13 protein-coding genes are annotated in these 24,779 nt (G+C 50.0%); all 13 read left to right on the plus strand.

Annotation, left to right across the window (positions count from 1 at the left end):
* Positions 1–145 precede the first annotated feature (145 nt).
* The 13 genes from BLS44_RS11110 to BLS44_RS11175 all read left to right on the plus strand — a co-directional run bounded on the left by BLS44_RS11110 (position 146) and on the right by BLS44_RS11175 (position 24,764).
* Positions 146–2,005, plus strand: a complete 1,860-nt coding sequence (locus tag BLS44_RS11110) for a right-handed parallel beta-helix repeat-containing protein (RefSeq protein WP_090390136.1) — start codon at positions 146–148, stop codon at positions 2,003–2,005.
* Between the two features lie 22 nt (positions 2,006–2,027).
* Positions 2,028–4,307, plus strand: coding sequence for a glycosyl hydrolase family 95 catalytic domain-containing protein (locus tag BLS44_RS11115; protein ID WP_090390137.1), 2,280 nt, complete (start codon positions 2,028–2,030; stop codon positions 4,305–4,307).
* Positions 4,308–4,340: 33 nt separating this feature from the next.
* Positions 4,341–6,551, plus strand: a complete 2,211-nt coding sequence (locus BLS44_RS11120) for a glycoside hydrolase family 95 protein (protein WP_090390138.1) — start codon at positions 4,341–4,343, stop codon at positions 6,549–6,551.
* A 5-nt stretch (positions 6,552–6,556) separates the two neighbouring features.
* Positions 6,557–8,161, plus strand: a complete 1,605-nt coding sequence (locus BLS44_RS11125; protein WP_090390139.1) for an alpha-L-fucosidase — start codon at positions 6,557–6,559, stop codon at positions 8,159–8,161.
* Positions 8,162–8,205: 44 nt separating this feature from the next.
* Positions 8,206–10,521, plus strand: a complete 2,316-nt coding sequence (locus BLS44_RS11130) for a glycoside hydrolase family 20 protein (RefSeq protein ID WP_090390140.1) — start codon at positions 8,206–8,208, stop codon at positions 10,519–10,521.
* A 44-nt stretch (positions 10,522–10,565) separates the two neighbouring features.
* Positions 10,566–11,207: a BRO-N domain-containing protein gene (locus BLS44_RS11135; protein ID WP_090390303.1), complete on the plus strand. Its 642-nt coding sequence runs from the start codon at positions 10,566–10,568 to the stop codon at positions 11,205–11,207.
* Complete coding sequence (locus BLS44_RS11140) at positions 11,208–11,474, plus strand: GIY-YIG nuclease family protein (RefSeq protein ID WP_090390141.1); 267 nt, start codon at positions 11,208–11,210, stop codon at positions 11,472–11,474.
* Between the two features lie 76 nt (positions 11,475–11,550).
* The gene (locus BLS44_RS11145) at positions 11,551–11,787 is read left to right on the plus strand and encodes a hypothetical protein (RefSeq protein WP_218127734.1); all 237 of its coding nucleotides are present in this window, start codon (positions 11,551–11,553) and stop codon (positions 11,785–11,787) included.
* A 53-nt stretch (positions 11,788–11,840) separates the two neighbouring features.
* Complete coding sequence (locus BLS44_RS11150) at positions 11,841–13,547, plus strand: family 43 glycosylhydrolase (protein ID WP_090390143.1); 1,707 nt, start codon at positions 11,841–11,843, stop codon at positions 13,545–13,547.
* A 147-nt stretch (positions 13,548–13,694) separates the two neighbouring features.
* Positions 13,695–15,788, plus strand: a complete 2,094-nt coding sequence (locus BLS44_RS11155) for a family 20 glycosylhydrolase (RefSeq protein WP_090390304.1) — start codon at positions 13,695–13,697, stop codon at positions 15,786–15,788.
* A 179-nt stretch (positions 15,789–15,967) separates the two neighbouring features.
* A complete protein-coding gene (gene galB / locus BLS44_RS11160) occupies positions 15,968–18,487 on the plus strand; it encodes a beta-galactosidase GalB (protein ID WP_090390305.1) in 2,520 nt (839 codons plus the stop codon).
* 1,060 nt (positions 18,488–19,547) lie between these two features.
* On the plus strand, positions 19,548–22,838 hold the full coding sequence (locus BLS44_RS11170) for a SusC/RagA family TonB-linked outer membrane protein (RefSeq protein WP_245729183.1): 3,291 nt from the start codon (positions 19,548–19,550) through the stop codon (positions 22,836–22,838).
* A 27-nt stretch (positions 22,839–22,865) separates the two neighbouring features.
* Positions 22,866–24,764 (plus strand): RagB/SusD family nutrient uptake outer membrane protein, encoded by a 1,899-nt coding sequence (locus BLS44_RS11175; protein WP_090390307.1) that lies wholly within the window; start codon positions 22,866–22,868, stop codon positions 24,762–24,764.
* Positions 24,765–24,779 lie beyond the last annotated feature (15 nt).

The raw sequence follows: 24,779 nt of genomic DNA on the forward strand, positions 1-24,779 counted from the left end.
TGTCCATCCCCCATCTTTCACTATTCACATCCCACCAATAACATCTCACCAATAACATTTCACTCATAACATTTCACTACTAACATCTCACCAATAACATTTCACTCATAACATTTCACTAATAACATCTCACTAACGAACAAAGATGATACTAAAACAAACAATACATCGCATAAAAACGGCCCGGCTAACAACAGTACGGTGCGGCTGGCTGTTATTGCTGTGCCTGTTTTATTGTTTTCAGTTACCGGCCCGGGTTCCGGCAGTGCTTCATGCGGAGGATTATGGCGTAAAGGCAAACAGTTATGAGAACGCTGCTCCGGCCTTGCAGCGTGCCATCGCGGCCTGCCGCAGGCATCCGGCAGCCATACTAAAACTACCGCAGGGGCGTATTGATGTATGGCCGGATGGGGCGGCAAAACGGGAACTGTATATCTCCAACAGTACAGAAAGTGATACCTTGAGTAAGATAAAATCCATTGCTTTCTTACTGGAAGATTGCGCCAATATCACCATCGATGGCAGCAACAGCCTTATCATGCTGCATGGCAAAATGGTTTCCTTTGCCATATTGCGCAGTCAGAATATCCGGATAGAACAGATCCGGTTCGATTATGAACGCCCAACCATGAGCGAACTGACCGTTACGGCTGTACAGGAGCGGTCGGTAGAAGTACGGCTGCACCCTGATTCCCGTTTTACCGTGGACAGTGGCAAACTGGTACTTTTTGGAGAAGGGTGGAAGACGGAGCACGATCATACCCTCCGGTTTGATCCGCTTGAAGACCGCATGTATTACAGCAGCCTGAAACCCTTGCAGCAGGCGGTTGCCCGGCAAACAGGCCCGAATACCGTAGTGTTTGAAGGCGATTTTAAAAAGCCGCCCTATAAGCCGGGCAATGTGCTTACGGTACGTGATCCCTATCGCGATAATTGCGGGGGACTGATCGCGCAAAGCAAGAACACCGTGTTGGAGCATGTAAAGATGTATTATATGCATGGGCTGGGCATTGTATCCCAGTTCTCGGAAAATATTACCCTGCGTAAGGTAGCGGTAGCGCCCCCGCCGGGAAGCGGGCGGGTTATTGCTGCCTTTGCCGATTGCTTTCATTTCTCCGGTTGCCGGGGCAAAGTACTTATTGATAGCTGTTACACTTCCGGTGCGCATGATGATCCTATAAATGTACACGGCACCCATCTCCAGATCACCGGTATGGGTCAGAACGGAAAGCTCACGGTTCGCTTTATGCATCACCAGACCTATGGTTTCCCGGCGTTCTTTGCCGGGGATAGCATCGCTTTTGTTGATCCCAAAACCCTTTTGCCCGTGGCCTGGGCCAGGCTTCAGTCGGCAACGCTGGTCAATAAAAAAGAAATGGAACTGCGGCTCAGCGGGGCTATACCGGAAGGAGTTACTGTCGGCCTGTGTATCGAGAACCGTACCTGGACGCCGGAAGTGGTCATCCGCAACAGCCGGTTTGAACGGACCAATACACGCGGGCTGCTCATCACAACACCGCGTAAGGTGCTGGTTGAAGGGAATACCTTTTATCATACAGGTATGTTTCCCATACTTATAGCCGATGACGCCAGCAGCTGGTTCGAGTCGGGCGCGGTACAGGATGTTACCATCCGCAATAACGTGTTTGACGGATGCGGGTACAACAGCGGAAGCGGCGCCATAAACATTGCGCCGGAAAATCATGTAAAAGTCCCGGGCCGCTATGTGCACCGGAATATCCGCATCCTGGATAATACTTTTAATACGCGGGATGGGAAACTGCTTTCCGCGCGGAGCGTGGACGGACTCCTGTTTACCGGTAATAAGATCACCGGGCTTCCATCAATGGATCAGGAACACCTGCTGAAGCCGGTATGGCTGGCAGATTGCAAAAATGTACGTATTCAGAAGAATGTGATGGCCGATGCAACAGGATTGACCGTAGAACTGTCTGGTATGACAGAAAAGGATATTAAAACAGACTGGAAACTTCTTGTTAAGTAAGAACATTACCGTATTGCCACAAATGAAAAAAATAACAGGCTTTATTCTTTTACTGGTTAGCACTGCGGCATCCGCACAAACCGGTGGGGCAAAAGCGATCGTAACCCGTTACCACAATATTTTTAATGCGCCGCCTGTTAAAACCCCTGGCACTGTGGCTGTGGATGCCCCGCTGCTGGGCAATGGCTATACCGCAGCGGCAATGGCAGGGCCGCCGGAGGCACAATATTATTACCTGGCCCGTAATGATTTCTGGCGTTTGAAGTCGGGCTTTAATGAGTCCTATCCAGCGGTATTGGGAAGGCTCAGTATCTGTTTCCCTGCCTTAAAAGGTGCCGCATACCGCGTGGTGCAGGATCTGTATACGGCAACAACAAAGTCTTCGTTCATAAAGGAGGCAACAGCGGTGCAATTAACGTCGATCCTTTCTGCGGCAGAAGATATGTTGCTGATCACGGTCACCAACACAGGCGCTACGGCATTGGAGGGCAATATGGCGCTGGAGCTGCCGGGTAAGGACCAGTTTCATATAAACCCGCCCCTGGAAAACAAATTTGAGGATGTGGTACACAAAGGAACAGATAAGACCGGCGCGGTGTGGATTGAAAGGGGATTTGCAAAAGACGTGGACCTGCCCACAAAAGCTACGGCGGCCTGTAAGCTGGTAGGGAACGATAGGCAAACGCTTTCGGTATTGCCCGGGCAAACCGTTTACCTGGCCTGCGCGTTCTCGGGTAATTTCAAAAGCAAAGATCCACTTTCCTCCGTGCTGCACCGGGTGAATTCATTTACGATCGCGGCTTTTAACAAAATGACGGCGCAACACCAGGCCTGGTGGAATGATTACTGGAATAAGAGTTTTGTACATATCGGCGATTCAATAACGGAACACCAGTATTACCGCTCGCTTTACAATATGGCAGCCTGCAGCCGTGATCCCCGGTTTCCTCCCGGCATCTTTGGCAGCTGGGTTACCAGGGAAATACCGGCATGGAACGGGGACTATCACCTGAATTATAATTACAGCGCGCCTTTTTATGCATTATATGGAGCCAACCGGCTGGAGCAGGCCTTACCCTACGAGGCCCCCCTGCTCGGCTTTATTAAACGGGGCCGCTACTATTCTCAAAAAATTACCGGGATCAGCCAGGGAATACTATACCCGGTAGGGATCGGTCCCCTGGGTATAGAAACAACGCGGAAGAACGCGTTGATGGAAAAATGCCGGCCGGGTTATATTAAAAGCGGGGAAGCGGAGGATGAAGGATTGTTTTTTGGACAAAAGAGCAATGCGGCTTATGGCGCTGTTAATTTGAGCATGCAGTTCTACCGCACATATGATAAGACCTTTACCCAAAGGGTATATCCCTATATAAAAGCCGTGGCCCTGTTTTGGGAAAAATACCTGAAGAAAGAGAACGGCCGCTATATTATCGAAAATGATGCCATTCATGAAGGCACGATCGGCACCCTGAACCCGGTACTCTCATTGGGGCTGGTGCCCATGGTGCTCAAAACTGCTATTGATATGAGTACATTCCTGGGGGTAGATAAAACGCTGCGCAGCAGCTGGCAGGGAAAGGCTGATAGCCTGGCAGGGTATACCACGCAGGAACGGGAGGGGCGCACCGTTTTCCGGTACAGCGAAAAGGGAACGGCCTGGTGGGGCGATAATACCCTGGGGATCCAGCATATTTATCCCGCCGGCGCCATCGGGCTCAACAGCGACCCCGGTTTGCTGAAAGTAGCACATAATACGATCGATGCCATGCGGCGCTGGAAGGACTTTAACGGATCCAACAGCTTTTTCCCCGCAGCGGTACGCGTGGGGTATGATGCAGATACGATTCTCAAAGAGCTGCATGCGTACAGCCTGCACACTTACCCCAACGGGTTTCAGCTCAATAACCCGCATGGGATTGAAAACTGCAGTACCGTGCCCAATACCATCAATGAAATGTTATGCATGGGGCACCAGGGCGTATTGCGGGTGTTTGCGGTATGGCCCAAAAACAAGGATGCAGCGTTTACCAATATCCGGAGTGAAGGAGCCTTCCTTATTTCATCCGCTATCAGGAATAAAGAAGTACAGTATCTGAAAATAATAAGTGAGCAGGGCAGAACAGTGACCCTGCAAAACCCGTGGCCGGGTAAAGAACTGGTGATCCGGAGTAATAAAAGACGGGACTTCCGGGGATCGGGAAACCGGGTTCTGATACCCACTTCCAAAGGCGAAACGCTTTCCATCCTCCCGTTACCGGAAAGCAAAGTACCCAGGGTGGCCTTGTTGCCCAAAGGATAACCTCAAACGCCATAAAAAATAGTAATATTGAGCATGAAAAAAAGAATACTGATTGTCTTACTGACATTTTTGACGATATCCGGTGCCTGGGCACAGGATGCACCTCTTGTTCTGTGGTACGCCCAACCGGCTGTTAAATGGGATGCGGAACGACTCCCGGTCGGCAACGGGCGCATGGGCGCTATGATCATGGGAGGTGTGGCCAACGATACCATCCAGTTTAATGAACAAAGCCTGTGGAGCGGAGATAACAACTGGGACGGGGCTTACAATACCGGCGACCACGGTTTTGGTGCCTATCGCAACTTTGGGGAGGTTCGCCTGGCGTTTGACCAGGGCGCTGCCTGTACAGACTACCGGCGGAGCCTGGACCTCGTTAGCGGAATCCATAGCAATTCATTTAAGAGCAATCGAATTACTTATCAGCGCGAAGCCTTTGCCAGCCACCCGGACCAGGTAATGGTGTTCCGGTATACCGCCGGCGGCAAGGGGCAATTATCCGGACGCATCAGCCTGTGGTCGGCCCAGGGCGCAAAAGCGGAGGCCGTTGAAAGCCGGCTGCAGTTAGCCGGTATCATGGCAAACCAGCTCAAATATGCCGCGCAGGTAAGGGTAGCGCATGATGGGGGAACTGTGCTCGCAAAGGAGGATCAGCTGGTGTTTACCGGTTGCAGAACCCTGACCCTGTACCTGGATGCCCGTACCAATTACAAGCCGGACTACAACGCCGGCTGGCGCGGTGCAGATCCGCTGCCGGTGATCGAAAAGGAGTTGTCCGCAGCTATGGGTAAGAGTTATGTACAATTGCGCGCGGCGCACATAAAGGATTTTACAAGGCTGGCTGCCGCTGCGCGTATCGATATCGGAACCACGCCTGCCGCCCTGCGCAGCCTGCCTTCCGATACCCGGCGTACCAGGTATGCAGCCGGGGGGCAGGATCCGGACCTGGAAGAGATCCTGTTCCAGTATGGCCGGTACCTGCTCATCAGCAGTTCGCGTCCCGGTGGCCTGCCGGCCAACCTGCAGGGGCTCTGGAACAATAGCAATAACCCGCCATGGGCCAGCGATTATCATAATAATATCAACATCCAGATGAATTACTGGCTGGCAGAGCCGGCCAACCTTTCGGAATGCAACCAGCCGCTGATCGATTATATCGTGGCACAGGCGGAACCCTGCCGTATAGCCACCCGCAGGGCTTTTGGTCAGCATACACGTGGATGGACGGCCCGCACCAGCCAGAGCATTTTTGGGGGTAATGGCTGGGAATGGAATATACCGGCCAGCGCCTGGTATGCGCAGCATGTATACGAGCATTGGGCGTTCACCAGGGATCCGGGATACCTTAAAAAAACGGCCTATCCCATATTGAAAGAGATCTGTAATTATTGGGAAGACCGGTTAAAGAAATTGCCGGATGGTACCCTTGTGGTGCCCAATGGATGGTCGCCGGAGCACGGCCCCCGCGAAGATGGGGTGATGCATGATCAGCAATTGGTATGGGACCTGTTCCAGAACTACCTGGATGCAGCCAGGGCATTAGGGATAGATGCAGACTACCAGGAAAAAGTAGCGGACATGCAACGTCACCTGGCGCCCAATAAAATCGGAAAATGGGGGCAGTTGCAGGAATGGCAGGCAGACCGGGATGATCCGGATGATCAGCACCGCCATACCTCGCATTTGTTTGCGGTATATCCCGGCCGGCAGATTAACCCTACACAAACACCGGAGCTGGCAAAAGCGGCGATCATTTCTTTACGCAGCCGCAGCGGTAACTATGGAAAAAATATCAATAAGCCTTTTACAGTCGCGTCTACCATAGGCGACAGCCGCCGGTCCTGGTCCTGGCCCTGGCGCTGTGCCATGTGGGCGCGTCTGGGCGAGGGAGAAAAAGCAGGGATGATGATCCGCGGGTTGTTTACCTACAATATGTTGCCCAACATGTTCACCACGCACCCCCCGTTCCAGATCGATGGCAACCTGGGCATCAGTGGCGCCATACCGGAAATGTTGTTGCAAAGCCACGCCGGTTTCATCAGCCTGCTGCCGGCCATACCGGCGGCATGGAAGGTTTCCGGTTCCTTTAAGGGATTGAAGGCCCGCGGAGGATTTACTGTGGACTGTAGCTGGAAGAACGGAAAAGTAACGGCTTACAGGATCTCTTCTGAAAAACCCCGGCCGGTTAAACTGATGATCGATGGCCGTATTCTTGAAACCACATCTGTAACCGCAAAAAAGTAAGTGATATGTATAAGGCCCGGGGGCGTCTTGTTTTTTTATCGATCCTGCTATTGGGAAGCATTCATGCTGCCCGGGCACAGGGAACGGGGGAGCAGAGCTGGGAGCAGCTTTCAAAACACTACCGCTTCCCAAAGTGGTTCACGGAGGCAAAGCTGGGTATCTGGGTCCACTGGGGAGCGCAAACCCTGCCGGATAGCGGCGGCGGCTGGTATGCACGCCATATGTATATGCAGGATGTCGGTGGCCAGAAGTTTGGAGAAAATGCTTACCCTTACCACCTGCGCCATTTCGGGCACCCCTCCGAAGTGGGGTTTAAGGATGTGATCCATCAATGGAAGGCCGAGCACCTGGATACGGATGCCCTCCTGCGTTATTTCAAAAGCATCGGGGCAAAGTATTTTGTGGCACTGGCCAACCATCACGACCATTTTGATAATTTCAACTCTACCTATCACGCCTGGAACGCTGTTAACGTAGGGCCCCGAAAAGATATTATTGGTTTATTCCGGCAGTCGGCAAAAAAATACGATATCCCTTTTGGGGTCAGCTCGCATGATGACCGTTTTATGAGCTGGTGGCTGCCGGCTTTTGGCAGCGATATTTCCGGACCCAAAAAGGGGGTAAAATATGATGGCTACTTAACAAAGGCCGATGGCGTTGGCAAATGGTGGGAGGGGCTGGATCCGGCCGACCTCTACGGCCTGCCACCCGAAAAAAGAACAAAAGAATGGGAGGAAGGGGTGAAGAAGAACTGGCTGGACCGGCATATAGAACTGGCAACGAAATATGATGTGGATATGCTCTGGTTCGATGGTTATGGTTTTCCATACGGTAAGTATGGGAAAGAAGCCAGCAGGGTCTTTTTGAACCGTCATTTGCAAAAACACGGGAATCTCTCCGTGGTGGTGGCCGGAAAGATCAGCAATGAGCCGATGGTACTGAAGGATATTGAGCGTGGCGGCGCTTCCGGCATACTGCCTGATCCCTGGCAGGGAACCATGACCTTTACGCACTGGTTCTATAAAAAGGAGATCCCTTCCCGCCATAATGCAAGAACCGTTATCGAATCCTTCACCGACATGATCAGTAAGAACGGCAACCTGTTGCTGAATGTGGAGCTCCTCGCCGATGGTACCATTCCGCCGGATCACAAAATGATACTGGATACGATCGGCTGGTGGATGAACCGGAATAAAGAAGCCATCTATGCTTCAGTTCCATGGAGCATATACGGTGATAATTTCAAGGGGATCGTGCGTACAAAAGATGTAAGCATTACTGATGAAGAAGCCTACAAAAAACAGGGCTCTTCCGATGATTTTAACGAACGGACTATTGCAAGCCCGGCTTATTCGCCCAACGAAGTACGCTTTACCGTAAAAGGAAAAAACCTGTATGTGTTTGTGCTGAACCCGGCTGCCGGTGAGCTGGTACTTCCTTCGTTGGGCTTGCGATCGGGGCAGCACCCGGGCAATATAAAGAAGGCCGTTCTGCTGGGAGCCGGCAAAAAAATAATATTCCGGCAGGATGATGAAGCGCTGCGGCTGACCATTCCGCCTTCCGCCGGCAGGGGCTATACGGCAGTGGTCAGGTTAGAAGGAGGGTTGTAAAATACCCGGGTATTGGTTGAATATGAATTTTTAAATAAGAAAATATGCGATCCGGATTATTGACAGGGTTCTTGTTATGGACATTTTTTTTAAATGCACAACCACCGGTGCATATCATCCCACAGCCGGTGAGGCTGCAGTTACAGGACGGGGCTTTCCTGCTGGATAAAAATGTGCAGGTACAGGCTTCAGCCGCCGGCAGGGAGGTATCCGGCATCATCAGCTATTTTACCGGTGCGGTAAAACAGGTAAGTGGTTATGCGCTCCCGGTAAAAGCCGCCGCCGTAGGAAAGAGCATCCATTTTAGTATTGGGTCAACTGAGGGGGTTGGTGAAGAAGGCTATGTTTTATCCGTTACACCCACCCGCATTGCGATCCGCGCCAGCAAACCGGCAGGATTGTTTTATGCCGTGCAGTCCTTATTGCAAACGCTCCCGGCCGTGCGCACCAACCAGGTCATCCGGATCCCCTGTATGGAGATCAGTGATTATCCCCGGTTTAAATGGCGGGGGATGATGCTGGATGTAAGCCGTCATTTTTTTTCACCGGAGCTCGTAAAACAGTTTATCGACCTGCTGGCCGCCTATAAAATGAACCGTTTTCACTGGCATCTGGCAGACGGCGCCGGCTGGAGGATCGAAATAAAAAAGTATCCGAAGCTCACAGGGCTGGCGGCATGGCGCGTGGACGACTGGGGCAAAGCCTGGGATTGGTCCCAGGTCCGGTTTAATGCCGACAGGAATAAGGCCACCTATGGAGGTTATTACACACAGGAACAAATAAAGGAAATTGTGGCCTATGCAGCAGCAAGGCAGATTACTGTAGTGCCCGAAATTGAAATGCCGGGTCACTCCGAAGCCGCCATGGCAGCTTACCCGGAGTATTCCTGTTTACCGCATAAACATACCTTTAATGAGCCCGGCGATTTTTATGGCCGGGATGTGCATCCCAATTATTGTGCAGGCAATGACAGCGCATTTGTATTCCTTCAGAACATCCTGGAGGAGGTAATGGCATTGTTCCCGTCGCGGTACATTCATGTAGGCGGCGATGAAGTGGATAAGACCAGCTGGAAGCAGTGTGAACGGTGCCAGCGCCGGATGAAGACGGAGGGCCTGAAAAACGAAGAGGAGTTGCAGAGCTATTTTATCCACCGGATGGAAAAATTTCTGGTAGCCCATAACCGGAAGCTGATCGGCTGGGATGAGATCCTGGAGGGGGGGCTGGCGCCACAGGCAACCGTTATGAGCTGGCGGGGCGAATCGGGAGGTATTAAGGCCGCGCAGATGAATCATGATGTGGTCATGAGCCCAACCGGCCCGCTCTACTTTGACTACTACCAGGGCGATCCCGAAACGGAACCACTGGCTTTCGGAGGTTTTAATACCCTCAAGCGGGTGTACAGCTATGAGCCCATTCCGGCGGAGCTGAATAGCGAACAGGCAAAGCATGTATTGGGCGCACAGGCTAATTTATGGACGGAGCAGATCGCAAGCTACGAGCATGTATTGTATATGATCCTGCCGCGGATGCCGGCACTTGCAGAAGTATTGTGGAGTACAAAACAATCGCGCAACTGGAAGGATTTTAATCAGCGCCTGCAGCCGCACCTCGTGGGCTTTGAGCAAAGAGGGCTGCATTATTCGAAGGGCAATTTTAAAGTAGACATTAAACCGCAGGTGGTTGATGGTCGCTTGCTGGTGAAGCTTGAAACGGAAAATGAAGACGGTACGATCTATTATACAACCGATGGTACCGACCCGGGTACGGGCAGCCTGCGTTATGAAAACCCTTTTGAAGTAAAGGGTGCGATGACGGTAAAAGCAGCCCTGGCCATAAACAATAGTATGATAAGAGGGCGGCCTGCACAACAGGCTTTTACACTGAATAAAGCAACCGGGCGCCCGTTGCAGTATGCAACGCCCTACAGTAAGTATTATCCGGCTAACGGCCCCTCCACGCTGGTGGATGGTATCCGGGGCACAACAGATGCTGGAAAACAGTGGCATGCATTCAACGGGAGCGATATGGTGGCAACCGTTGACCTGGGGCAGGCAGCAACAGCGGGTTCCATTACCCTGGGATGTTTGCAGAGCTACGGGCAATGGATCTTCTTTCCGCAATGGGTAAAGTTTGAGGTATCCGCAGATGGGAAACAGTTTACTGAGCTGGCTACGGTCAGCAACACGGTGCCTGTTGCCGACAAAGCGCCGCAAACAAAGGATTTTACCACCCGGTTTGATCCGCGCAGTTTCCGGTATGTGCGTATTACCGCAAAGAACCTGGGGCAATGCCCTAAAGGCCATCCCGGTGAAGGGCAGGCCGCCTGGCTGTTTTGTGATGAAATTGTGGTGGAATGATCTGCCCGCCCGTGATATTTTTGCTACACATCAAAAAAATGGTTATGAAGAAAGAAAATACCATCAATGTCTTTGAACAAAAACAGGTCCGCACGCATTGGGATGGGGAGCAGGAAAAATGGTATCTTTCGGTAATTGATGTTATCGAAGTCCTCACGGGCACCGACCGGCCCCGTAAATACTGGAGTGACCTTAAAGCCAAACTCAGAAAAGAAGGAAGTGAACTGTCCGAAAAAATCGGACAGTTGAAGATGCCTGCTCCCGACGGGAAATTACGTCTGACCGATGTTGCCGATACGGAGCAGGTTTTCCGACTTATACAGTCAATTCCGTCGCCCAAAGCGGAACCTTTCAAACTGTGGCTGGCGGAACTGGCCTCCGAGCGCCTGGACGAAATGCAGGACCCGGAAATTACTATCGACAGGGCTTTGGAGCAATACCTGAAATTAGGTTATTCTGAAAACTGGATCAACCAAAGGGTGAAAAGTATTGAAATTCGTAAAGAACTTACCGATGAATGGAAAAAAAGAGGAATGAAGGAGGGGGGACAGTTTGCCACACTTACGGATATCATTACCAAAGCATGGTCAGATAAAACCACTAAGGAATACAAAATCCTTAAGGGGCTAAAGAAAGAAAACCTCCGCGATAATATTTACCCAGTTAGATATAAAATTGTAGGATAAATGTTTTACTATATTTACGTATTGAGGTCCCTTAAAGACGGTGATTTATATACAGGTTATACGAATAACTTAAGACATCGTTTGGACGAACATAATAATGGAAAGGTTAATTCGACGAAAAATAGAATACCTTTTGAACTGATATATTTTGAGGGATGTATAAACCAACAGGATGCAACTCATAGAGAAAAATATTTAAAAACAGCTTGGGGAAAACGCTATTTAAAGCAGAGAATGAAAAATTATCTAATGGGAGCCATCAGTTAAATATCGATGAACAAAAAACAAGTAAATGAAAATCTTAATAAATTATCTAACGGGGTGAACCAATACTGAACTGATTTTGAATATGCTCGCTGAGGCTTCTGCCAAAGATATTTCACAGTCTGTTAATCCCAATACGTTTGAAGAAAATGCAGACGTAGCCCGGCAGGGTGGGAATGTTGCCAAAGTAGCCCGTAAGGAACTGGAAGCCAGGACCGGAAAAAAAGTAGTTACAGCACTTAACGCTAAGGCAGTTCTGAAGACAACAGAAAATCCCAAAGAAATAGCCCCGGGAAAAGCTAAAAAGAAAAAATAATAAAAGGCCACAGCCATGGTCCGTGTCCTCACGAACCAGTAGTATTAAGAAAAATGAATAAAATAAAAGTCATACTTATCGGGTGTTGTTTACTCAGCGCTGCCGCATGGGGTCAGGCACCGGCTACCTGGTGCAATCCGCTCAACCTTAATTACCGTTTTAGCTATGACGGGCTGGGTTACCGGGAAGCTGCGGATCCTGTGATCCATTTGTACAGGAATACCTATTTCCTTTATGCCTCCAAGTCTGGTGGTTACTGGCATAGCAGCGATCTGCTCAACTGGGTATTCCTGCCCTCCAAAACCCTGCCCACCGAGGATTATGCGCCTACGGTTGCAACCATTCATGATACGGTATTTTTTATCGCTTCAAAAGGCGCCCGCAATATTTATTACAGTACGGACCCTAAAACAGACAACTGGAAGGTATACCGCGAAAAATTTCCGCTGGGGGTTACCGATCCTGCATTGTTTAACGATGATGATGGCAAAGTGTATTTTTATTACGGTTGCTCCAATGTAGATCCGATCATGGGAGTGGAGCTGGATACCCAACGCCGCTTTGATACCATCGGCACGCCATTGGTCCTCATTCAGCACAACATCAGGGAGCACGGGTGGGAAGAGCATGGGGAAACCCACAGCAACGGCAAAAAAGGGTGGAATGAAGGCGCCTGGATGAACAAATACAATGGTAAATACTACCTGCAGTATGCTTCCCCCGGCACCGAGTTTAAAGTGTATGGAGATGGGGTGTATGTATCGGATAAACCGCTGGGCCCTTTTACCTATATGCCCAACAGCCCTTTCTCTTATAAGCCCGGGGGCTTTATAAATGGCGCGGGACATGGCAGCACCTTTAAAGACAGGTACGGGAACTACTGGCATGTGGCTACTATGACCATCTCCGTACGGCATATGTTTGAAAGGAGGATCGGCCTGTTCCCGGCGTTTTTTGATAAGGACGGGCAGCTGCATTGCAATACCGCATTTGGCGATTATCCTTCCGTGATGCCGCATCGTAAAATGGATTTTGGAAAGGAAAGCCTGTTTACCGGGTGGATGCTGCTTTCCTATAATAAACCGGTGCAGGCTTCTTCAACCTTACCGGGGCACGCCCCGGAGCAGGCAGTGAACGAGGAAATACGCAACTGGTGGAGCGCGCAAACAGGCAATGCGGGCGAATGGTTGCAGGTGGATCTGCAGCAGCAGTGTACGGTTAATGCGCTGCAGGTGAATTTTGCCGACCAGGATGCCTTGCTCAAAGCCGGTATGGCATACGGGCCGTATCAATTTGTGATCGAAGGTTCCGCTGACGGCAAAAGCTGGAAGCCGCTGATCGATAGAACAGATAGTAAACTGGATAGGGCAAATGACTATATCGTTTTACCCAGGCCTGTTAAAACACGGTTTTTGCGGATCACGAACCGGTCAGTGCCGGGAGGCAAATTTTCATTGTCGGGATTCCGCGTGTTTGGGAAGGGCGCAGGTAACAGGCCGGCGGCTGTGAACTCCGTTGAAGTAAGCCGTGATGCGGCGGATAGCCGGAGAGGGCATCTTGTATGGAAGCAGGCGGCAACAGCCACGGGCTATGTGGTATATTTTGGAACGGCTCCGCATCAGCTATTCCATTCGGCAATGGTATATGATAAAAGCAACCTGGAACTGCCCGGGCTCAATAAAGACGTTCCGTATTATTTCAGGGTAGACGCCTTTAACGAAAACGGGATTACGAAAGGAAAAGAAACAAAGGCCTATTAAATTGGTCTTATGGCTGATACCGGGCAATGTTTTTATCCATTTGTAAAAACAGCCGGAATTTCAGCGCGGGCAATGATGATACTGTTACGGGGTGCTCAGGTTGAAGCCGCCGCCGGCAGCGATAATAGCAACATGAAAATGATAATAATGAAAATAAAAAAAAGAACACTGGTCTTAATTTTAGTGGTTGTAGGACTGGCAGGACTTTCAGAGGTCTCGCAGGCACAAACCAACCCGGCACCCTTTATCATTCCGGCCCTGCGGCAATGGCAGGGGGGCGATGGTTTTTTTAAGTGGAAGCCGGCAACCCGCCTGGTAGTAGATCCCCGGTATGCAAAACAGCTGCTTCCTGTTGCCCGGTTATTGGCAGAAGACCTGGCCGTAATGACTCCCGGCACAAAACTGCCGGTAAGAACAGGGCAGCCGCAAAAGGGAGCCGTGTTCTTTACCCTGGAGGTAACAGGCGAGGCCCTGCCTGCAGAAGGATATGCCCTGCAGATCAGTGACCGCATTTCCATCGAGGCAAAAGATTCGGTGGGCGCCATCTGGGCCACGCGCACCCTGCTCCAGTTATTAGCGCAGCAAAGCTCCCTTCCAAAAGGGACCGCGCGCGATTACCCCCAATCCGAAGTGCGGGGATTTGTGCTGGATGTGGGCCGTAAATTCTTCAGCCTCGATTTCCTGAAGCATTATGTAAAGTTCATGTCCTATTATAAGATGAACGATTTTCACATCCATCTCAATGATAACGGCTTTAAACAATTCTTCGGTGATAACTGGGACAGCACCTATTCCGCCTTTCGTTTGCAGAACGACCGGTATCCCGGGCTTACAGCAAAAGATGGCAGCTACACAAAAAAAGAATTTATCGACCTTCAGCTGATGGCGCAGCAGTACGGGGTCAACATCATTCCTGAAATTGATGTTCCGGCCCATTCGCTGGCGTTTAGCAAAGCCGTTCCGGGCGTGGGCAGCAAACAATATGGTATGGACCACCTGGACCTGGATAACCCGCTTACCTATGAGGTCATCGATAATGTGTTCAGGGAATACCTGCAGGGACCCAACCCGGTTTTTATTGGCAGGGAAGTGCATATTGGTACGGATGAATATGCTAAAAAAGATGCGGAAAAATTCAGGAAATTTGCCGATCATTATATCCGCTTTGTAGAAGGCTTTGGAAAGAAAGTGCGCATGTGGGGATCACTCACTCATGCACAGGGAACCACTCCCGTAAAAGTAGAAGGGGTTACCATGAACCTCTGGTATAATGGGTATGCAGAACCAAAGGATATGTTTGCATTGGGTTACAAAGGCATCAGCACACCGGATGGCTGGCTTTACATTGTGCCGGCTGCCGGTTATTATTACGACTACCTGAATGTAAAAAGACTGTACGAGGAATGGACTCCCAACCGGATCGGCAAAGAGACCTTTGATGAAAACTACCCGCTGTTAAGAGGAGGCTCCTTTGCTGTCTGGAACGATCATGTGGGCAACGGTATCACTGAAAAAGATGTGCACCACCGGGTATTCCCGGCTATGCAGGTATTGTCGCAGAAGATGTGGGGCGGCAGTGTAAAGCCAATGGCGTATGTTGATTTTGCAGCCCGCGCCCAACAGGTAGGTGAAGGGCCGGGGTTGAACATGCTGGGGCGTATCCGGGCAAAGGATTCGCTGGTACTGGCTATGGATGCCGGCGGCCATTTTAAAGGGCACCGGAAACCGGCAGCTGTAAATGCATCCTTTGATAAAAATGAAAAAGCCCTGGGTTTAAAAGGCGGTGAAAGTTTTGTTGCATCACCGTTCCCGGGTATCGGCTACGGTTATACCGTTAGCTTTGCTATAAAGCCGGAATCCGGCAACGCACCCAATTCCGTATTGTTTGGTTCAGAAGATGCCGTGGTAACCCTGAACCAGCAGGGCACCGGGAAACTGGGCTTTTCGAGGGAAGGCTATCATTATAATTTTGACTATACGGTGCCGGTGAATGAATGGACGAACCTTACCATCAAAGGGAATAACAAGGGCACGGCACTTTATGTAAACGGGGTATTGAAGGAGAAGCTGGAGGGGGCAAAAAGGACCTTTCCGAACGGGAAACACACAACGGCCAAAGTGCAGACGCTCTTTTTCCCGTTGCAGTTTATCGGTGATAAAAAGAATGCCGCCAAAGCATGGATCCGTGATCTGAAAGTGTTTAACGTAGAGCTATCGGATGATGCCATCCGGGAGCTTTAGCCGGCAACAGCGCCCGGGGCTAAAGAATGGGGGTTAAAAGGTAAAAAAAGCGGCAGGGTCTGGCTGGTCCGATAACTTCGGGCAATGCCCATTAGTTTTCCCGTTCCCTGCACATCCTTCAAATGAAATATGCATCAATCAGGAAAATATTTTATAACAAAAAAACAACACAACAAGGAATGCGATTTATTTTAGGCTTACTGGCCGTTATCTTATGCGGTAGCGGCATTCATGCACAATCTTCCTTTACCCGTCTCGGCAGTGCAGGGACAACGTCCTTTGATGAAGGCTGGTTATTTAAAAGATACGGACTGCAACCGGACGGCACCCGGCTGGAGGAGCCGCAGCAGGCAGAAACAGCCGGGTTCAACGACGGGGATTGGCAGCGGCTTTCCCTGCCGCACGATTTTGGTATTACGGGTCCCTTCCGGATAGATCTTTCCGGAAATACGGGTAAACTGCCCTGGAAAGGGATCGGCTGGTACCGCAAGCATTTTAAGATCCCCGCGGCAGATGCCGGCAAAAAAATATTCATTGATTTTGACGGGGCCATGGCCTACGCAGAGATCTGGCTCAACGGGCACTATGTGGGTACCTGGCCTTACGGGTATACCTCCTTCCGGATGGACCTTTCACCTTATCTTGAATTTGGAAAGGAGAATGTGCTGGCCGTAAAACTGAACACTGAAAAATGGGATTCCCGCTGGTATCCCGGGGCCGGCATTTACCGGCATGTATGGCTGGTAAAAACGGAACCTGTGCATGTGGCGCATTGGGGTACCTATATTACCACGCCCAGCGTTACCACACAGGCTGCCGATATAAAAATGGCAGTAACCCTCGATAACCAGGGCAACAAGCCGGTAAAAGCCACCCTGCAAACTGATATTTTTGAAGCGGGAGCAGGAAATACGCTCAAAAAGAAAGTAGCTTCCGTTCAGCAAAAGAATATCGAGGTGGCCGAAGGCAGCAATAACAAAGTGGATATGACGGTTACGATCCGGAATCCCCGGATCTGGAGCATTGAAAACCCGAACCGTTATTTTGCCGTGACGACCGTACTGGTGAATGGAAAGAAGACCGATACCTATTACAGCACACTTGGACTAAGGACCCTGGAGTTTACGGCAAGGAATGGCTTCTTATTAAATGGTAAGCGCGTAGAGATCCAGGGAGTGTGCAATCACCACGACCTGGGTGCGCTGGGCGCAGCCATGAACACAAGTGCATTAAAACGGCAGCTGGTATTGCTAAAGGAAATGGGGGTGAATGCTATCCGTACTTCCCATAACCCGCCCGCCCCTGAATTGCTGGAGCTGGCCGATGAAATGGGCTTCCTGGTTTGGGATGAAGCATTTGATGCCTGGAAACATGGCAAAAAGAAGAATGATTACAATAAGCTTTATGACGAATGGCATGAGAAGGACCTGGTGGCATTGGTACATCGCGACAGAAATCATCCTTCGGTATTTATCTGGAGCATCGGGAACGAAGTAATGGATCAGCGGGATGTAGCCATGACGAAAGAGCTGGCGGATATTATGCGCCGGGAGGATCCCACGCGCCCGGTATCCAATGGCTATAACGATCCGGATGGAGGAAGGTCCTCCGGCGCCGTTCAGGGGCTGGACCTGATGGGGGTGAATTATTTCTTTGGTCAGCAGGCTAAATGGGATGCGGATCCGCGGTATGCAAACATGCCTACCATGGGTAGTGAAACCTCCAGCTGCGTAAGTTCGCGGGGAGAATATTTTTTTGGTACCAACCGTCAGAACTGGCAGATCACTTCCTACGACCTCGATCATCCGGGCTGGGGCTGCACGCCGGACGTGCAATTTGCCACTAATGCAAAATACCCGAACCTGCTGGGAGAGTTTATGTGGACCGGCTTCGACTACCTCGGCGAGCCGACTCCCTATAACTCGGATGAGACCAACCTGCTCAATTTCCGGACCGACCCTTCAAAGCGCGCTGAGCTGGAAAAAGCGCTGGAAGAATTAACTAAGAATAATCCGCCTTCCCGCAGCAGCTATTTCGGGATCATTGACCTTGCGGGCTTTCCCAAGGACCGCTTCTACCTGTATCAGTCGCACTGGCGGCCCAACCTGCCCATGGCGCATATCCTTCCGCACTGGAACTGGCAGGAGCGTATAGATTCAGTGGTTCCCGTACATGTATATACCTCCGGCGATGAGGCCGAGCTGTTCCTGAACGGGAAAAGCCTGGGCCGTAAGAAAAAGCAGCCCGGCAAAGATTTCCGGCTGGTTTGGGATGATGTGGTCTATGCACCCGGCGAGCTAAAAGTGATTGCCTATAAACAGGGAAAACAGTGGGCAACGGATAGGGTTGCCACAACCGGGGAAGCCGCAAAACTGGGTTTAAGCAGTAACGCAAAAAGAATTAAGAACAACGGGCAGGAGCTTGCTTTTATCACCGTTAAGGTGGAAGATAAAAACGGCCGGATGGTGCCCCGTTCGCATCCGAAGATCCGGTTTTCAGTAGAAGGTCCCGGTGAGATCGTGGCCACTGATAACGGGGATGCTACCAGTTTTGAGTCTTTCCAGAGCCCCGAAAAAAGCGCTTATAATGGTATGGCCCTGGTGATCGTAAAGGCAAAAAAAGGAGCCCGGGGCGTATTGAAAATAAAAGCAGCGGCAGACGGATTAACCCCTGGGCAGGCCGTTGTTCCTGTAGAATAATGATGATATAGCAGGTTACTGTTTCAGTTGCCGGCTTCAGGATCCTGTTGATAAAGGATATTTGCCGCATACCAGCTGGCGGGTTAATAAATGTAATGACCCGGCCAGCCGGTTTGCGGCAATTGTTTTGGCCCGGGTACAAAAAAGGGCATCAGGAATGATCCGGATCCTGGTTGAACCCCGGCCGGGGTTTAATGCAAACCAATCGTAAATAAACCTACGGTTGCACCGCCGGCTATCCGGGCATAGCCCCATCCGGGGCTTTACCGCTTACCTTGATGCAGATGCGATAGCGATCGGGGTTGTTCCGGCCTCTGAAGATGATTATCCGTCAATAGATACTGAAACAGGTAGAGAACGACAATGTGCTATAAAGCAGCTTTTGGAGACAGCTGCTTTTTTTCTCTTGAGCACCTTGCTGCAGCCCGGGGGTACTTACGGTGTCTGATTCCATTCTTTTCACCCAATTCAGATACGGCTATAACGTTATCGTAAAAACTGTGACCGAAGCCCCCAATTTATTATAGATTTGGGGTCATCAGAATGGAACAGTTTAACTGCACAAGGCCCCCGGGGGTGCCTTTGTGCGGGGAAAAATGAAAGGGTCCGGGATCATCGATTGCTGCTGTACGTACAAAGAAATGATCTTAGCCCGATCGCCGGTGACATTCAGATCCAGAACCGGTTGCCAGGGAATTGTTGTGGAGGTTTGACGTAGATGTTCAGATCGCCGGCGGGCAACTGAAACTGGAGGAGTATAGCGGAGCCATAGGGGAGGGAGCCAGGTGCTGGAATCTCTCAGATCAACCCGGGTATTTCATTGTACTATTCCACAATAAAATTGTAACGATTTCGCCATAAAATACAAAACAGACACACTATGCACATGAAGAGTTAAAGAAAAAGCGGGAAATGTTCGCAGCATCCCCCGCAGAATTTGCAGCAATAAACCGCTTCCCCAAGCGATATTATCACATTAAATCATTGCAAAAATATGAAATTAATCATTCATGCTTTGGTAAAACCGAGGCATCGAACCCTTATTAAGTTATCCCTTTTGATGAAACTTTCTATTTTAATGATCCTGGTAACAGGGGCTCAATCTATGGCAGCTACAGGCAGCAGGCTGGAAAAAATAAGCCTGAGCATGAGGGAGATACCGGTTGAGCAGGCCTTTAAAACGAAACCGCAGACCCGCGATCTTTCTTTTTATAAGAACGGGCTTTTATCGGGCCCCCGCGTTCGTACAACTGTAAAAAATGTAACGGTAAACAATGCCTTTTCGTGGGTGCTGAACGGAAAAGTGATCAATGTGCAGAGCGTTCCGGTTGTGGGCGCTTCTGTTTCCATTAAGGGCACACAGCGGGGCGCTTCTACAGATAATGATGGAAAATTCATAATCGAAATAGATTCCGAACAGGACTCGCTGGTTGTTACGGCTGTTGGATACAAAAGCAAAACAATTGCAGCCGGCACCGACCGGAATACCGTGATCGTACTGGAAGAAGACCTGGAGAAACAAAAAATGGATGAGGTGGTGATCACGGCCTTCGGACAAAAGCAGCGTAAAGAAGCGGTGGTGGGATCCGTAACTACGGTAGATCCGTCTACCCTAAGGGTGCCATCGAGCAACCTGACCACCGCACTGGCCGGACGTATTGCCGGGGTGATCGCCTATCAGCGCAGTGGAGAACCGGGTGCCGATGATGCACAATTCTTTGTACGGGGTGTTACCACTTTTGGAACCGGTAAAGCCAATCCGCTCATTTTGATTGATGGAGTGGAAATGGAAACCGGCGATCTTTCCCGGTTAACGGTGGATGATATTGCCAGCTTTTCGGTGATGAAAGATGCCAATGCTACCGCGCTTTATGGAGCAAGAGGTGCCAATGGGGTCATCCTGGTTACAACCAAAGAAGGAAAGCAGGGAGCGGCTCAAATTAAGTTCAGGGCAGAAGGCTCCTCTTCTTCTCCCACGGAGAATGTACGCTTTGCAGATCCGGTAACCTTTATGAAACTGCAAAACGAGGCCGTACGCACCCGGATAGAGGGAACCCGTCTTCCTTATGATGAAAGCAAGATCTATTATACCGCGCTGGGAACGGATCCGGTAAAATATCCCGCCATTGACTGGCAAAGCGTTTTGCTGGACAAGATCACTTATAACCAGCGCTATAACCTCAATGTAAGCGGAGGCGGAAAAGTGGCCCGTTATTATATTGCCGCCGCTTACACGCGGGATAACGGGATCATTAAAATGGATAAACGGCAGAATTTTAATAATAATATCCAGATCAACCGCTATTCTTTAAGATCCAATGTAAATGTAAACCTGACAAAGACAACGGAAGCCATCGTACGGCTGAGTGGTACATTTGATAACTACCAGGGACCGCTGGATGGCGGTACGGGCCTGTACAATAAAGCAGTGGTGGCCAACCCGGTGTATTTCCTGCCATATTATGAGCCCGACTCTGCAAATATTTACACCAAGCATATCCTCTTTGGTAATACGGCTTCAGGAAACTACCTGAATCCTTATGCGGATATGGTAAAAGGATACCGGACAGATGACCGCTCTTCTATGTACATCCAGTTTGGGCTGAACCAGAACCTGAACTTTATTACCAAGGGACTGTCTGCGCGGGCCATGTATAATATTAACCGGTTTGCAGATCTGGAAGTAAGGCGCCAGTATATACCGTTCACTTATGCGTTGGCGCCAACTGCCGAAATAGGGGCAGGCAGGAATGATTACCGGCTGATGGCGCTGAATCCGAACACTGGTACGGACTACCTGGACTATGTGCCTGGAGACCGGACCATGAACAATTCCGTGTATTTCGAATCTGCGGTGAATTATGACAACCGCTTTGGCGACCATTCGGTTTCCGGTATGTTATTGTTTAATGTGCGCGAAAATAAGAATGGCTCTTACGATGATCTGCAAAGCTCGCTGCCGCAGCGGAATGCAGGTTTAGCCGGAAGGGTTACCTACGGTTATGATAACCGGTATTTTGTAGAAGCTAATTTCGGGTACAACGGGTCTGAACGGTTTTCTATGGAAGAGCGCTGGGGCTTTTTCCCTTCGGCCGGTGCCGGCTGGGTAATATCCAATGAAAAATTCTGGGAGCCCATGAAGGATATCGTTTCCAAACTAAAACTGAAAGCCACTTATGGCCTGGTGGGTAATGATGCCATCGGAGACATTCAGGATCGCTTCTACTATCTTTCCAATGTAAATATGAACAATAGCGGAAGAGGCTTCACATTTGGAGAGAACTTTGGCTATAACCGGCCGGGCATCTCTATTTCCCGTTACTCGGATCCCCTAATTACCTGGGAGGTGAGCCAGAAGAGTAACTATGGCGTGGAGTTAAGCCTGTTGCGGAACATCAATATTCAGGCCGATTATTTTGTTGAAAACCGAAGCAAGATCTTACAGCTACGGGCCGATATTCCCACTACCATGGGCCTTCAGGCCAGCCCCAAAGCCAATATTGGTAAAGCCAATGGAAAGGGTGTTGATATCTCGTTGGACTATACACAGAATTTTTCGCAGGACTTTTGGGCTGTTGTGCGTGGAAATTTTACCTATGCATCCAGCAAGTTTGAGTTGTACGAAGAGCCGGATTATGCCAACACGCCCTGGCGGTTTCATAAAGGGCAAAAAATTTCACAGCGCTGGGGCTATATCGCAGAACGGTACTTCTTAGATGATGAAGAAGTAGCCAACTCACCCCTGCAAACCTTTGGTGAATATAAGGCCGGCGATATCAAATACAAAGACATCAATGGTGACGGAAGGGTCGATGAAAATGATATGGTTCCCATCGGGTATCCGACCACCCCGGAAATTATTTATGGCTTTGGGCTTTCTATAGGGTATAAGAAATTTGATTTTAACTGTTTCTTCCAGGGCTCTGCACTATCCTCTTTCTGGATTGATCCTAAGGCTGTTGCGCCTTTTGGAACCAATACTGATATTGCCGGTGTACAAAACCGGGCCGTGCTGCAGGCTATCGCGGATAGCTACTGGTCGGAAGATACCCGCAATATATTTGCTTTTTGGCCCCGGCTCTCCACCACTAATATCGACAATAACACGGTTTCCAGCACCTGGTGGATGCGTAACGGTTCCTTCCTGCGGATGAAAACCGCAGAGATCGGCTATACCATGTCCAAATCACTTTTAGGACGGATCGGTTTTAAAGGAGCACGTATCTATGCCTCCGGAAATAACTTGTTCCAGATCCGGAACTTTAAACTGTGGGATCCGGAGCAGGCGGGCAACGCCTTTAACTATCCCGTTCAGCGGGTGGTAAACCTGGGAATCAATCTTGAACTTTAACAACGAAATCGGACAATGATGCAAACAATGATGAACAGATATAGGATCGCAGTTATGTTGCTGCTGTGCTTGAGTAGTTTTGGTTGTAAGAAATTTCTGGATGTGGTACCGGACGGTGTGGCCACGCTGGACAATGCTTTCAGCAACCGGGCCAGTGCGGAAAAATTTCTCTTTTCCTGCTTTAATATGATGCCTAATCAGAATGACCCCTTTACCTACCCCGGAAATGTGGGCTCGGACGAGATCTGGTGGGATATGGATAACAGTGGTATCCATGGCAGAAGCGGGTCTCAGATTGCAAGGGGAGGCCAGAATATGGCAGACCCGCTTTGGAACTATTGGGATGGACGCCGCGATGGTAAAAACATATGGGTCGGCATCCGGGATTGCAATATCTTTTTAGAAAATATCAACAAGGTACGGGACATTACCGATTATGAGCGGGAGCGCTGGATTTCCGAAGTGAAATTTGTAAAAGCCTATTTGCACTATTTCCTGTTCCAGCTGTACGGGCCTATCCCCATCGTGGATAAGAACCTGTCCATGGAAGTGGAACCGTCTGAAGCAAGGGTATACCGTGAGCCGGTGGATAAGGTAACCGACTATATCGTAGACCTTTTAGATGAAGCCCGCAGCGGATTGCCGGAAATGATTGAAGATCCCATTAACGAAATGGGACGCCCCACCCAGGTGGCGGCAGCAGCACTGAAAGCAAAAGTGCTGGTATGGGCGGCCAGTCCGTTATTGAACGGCAACCCCGATTATGCACAGGTGGCCGATAACCGGGGAATCAAATTGTTTCCGGCTACGGTAGACCGTAACAAATGGGTACGGGCCACTGCCGCTATAAAGGAAGCAATAGATATGGCCCATTCGATTGGGCATGGACTGTTTCGTTATAAAAGCGGATTAATAAGTATACCCGATACGCTTCAATTAAACTTTACGGTAAGAGGGGCCGTAACCGAGCGGGCCACACTAAATCCGGAAATTATTTTTGCACCCACCACATCTGCCAATAGTTTCCAGAACTATTGCACCCCCAATTTTTACCCGACTCAGGTATCGGGAAGTCAGGAATTGTGCGCCACCCTCAAAATTGCCGAGCAGTTTTATACCAATAATGGGGTGCCTATTGACGAGGATCCTTCCTGGAACTATGCAGAGCGGTACGGCATGCAGAAAAATACGAACCAGACCCACAGGTATTTTATTGCCAGCAATGAAACCACGGCCAAATTGAACTATTTCCGGGAGCCCCGGTTTTATGCCAACCTTGCTTTCGACCGCGGACTGTATGATGTACAGGCCCAGCTGGGGGTAACTACGGCCACTATTAAACACCGGAGCGGAGAACCGCAGGGTGTGGTTTATAGCGCAAATCATATTCCCACCGGCTATTTTATTAAAAAACTGGTAAGCTTCCGGTCTTCTATCACCGGTACCGGCTTAAGTCCGTATAATTATACCATACCGGTGATCCGGCTGGCAGATCTTTACTTACTTTATGCAGAAGCCCTCAATGAGGTAAAGGACGCACCGGATCATGAAGTGTATCAGTGGGTAGACAGTATCCGCAACCGTGCCGGTCTCAAGGGGGTAGAAGAGTCCTGGCGTCTTCATTCCTCGCTGCCCGCCAAGCCCTCTACGAAAGAGGGAATGCGGGAGATCATTAAGCGGGAACGCATGATTGAGCTGGCCTTTGAAGGACAGCGGCCATTTGATCTGCGGCGCTGGAAAGATGCCCAAAAATACCTGAACCAGCCCGTACAGGGATGGGACTTTCAGGGGTTGAAAGATGTGGATTATTATGTAGTAACCACCTATCAGAATAGCCGCAACTTTACCTACAAGGAATATCTTTGGCCTATATACCAGGTATCGGTGATCCGGAACTCCAACCTGGTACAGAATCCCGGATGGTAAAATGATTATTAACAA

The organism is Niabella drilacis, assembly GCF_900101395.1.
Classification (GTDB): Bacteria; Bacteroidota; Bacteroidia; order Chitinophagales; family Chitinophagaceae; genus Niabella; species Niabella drilacis.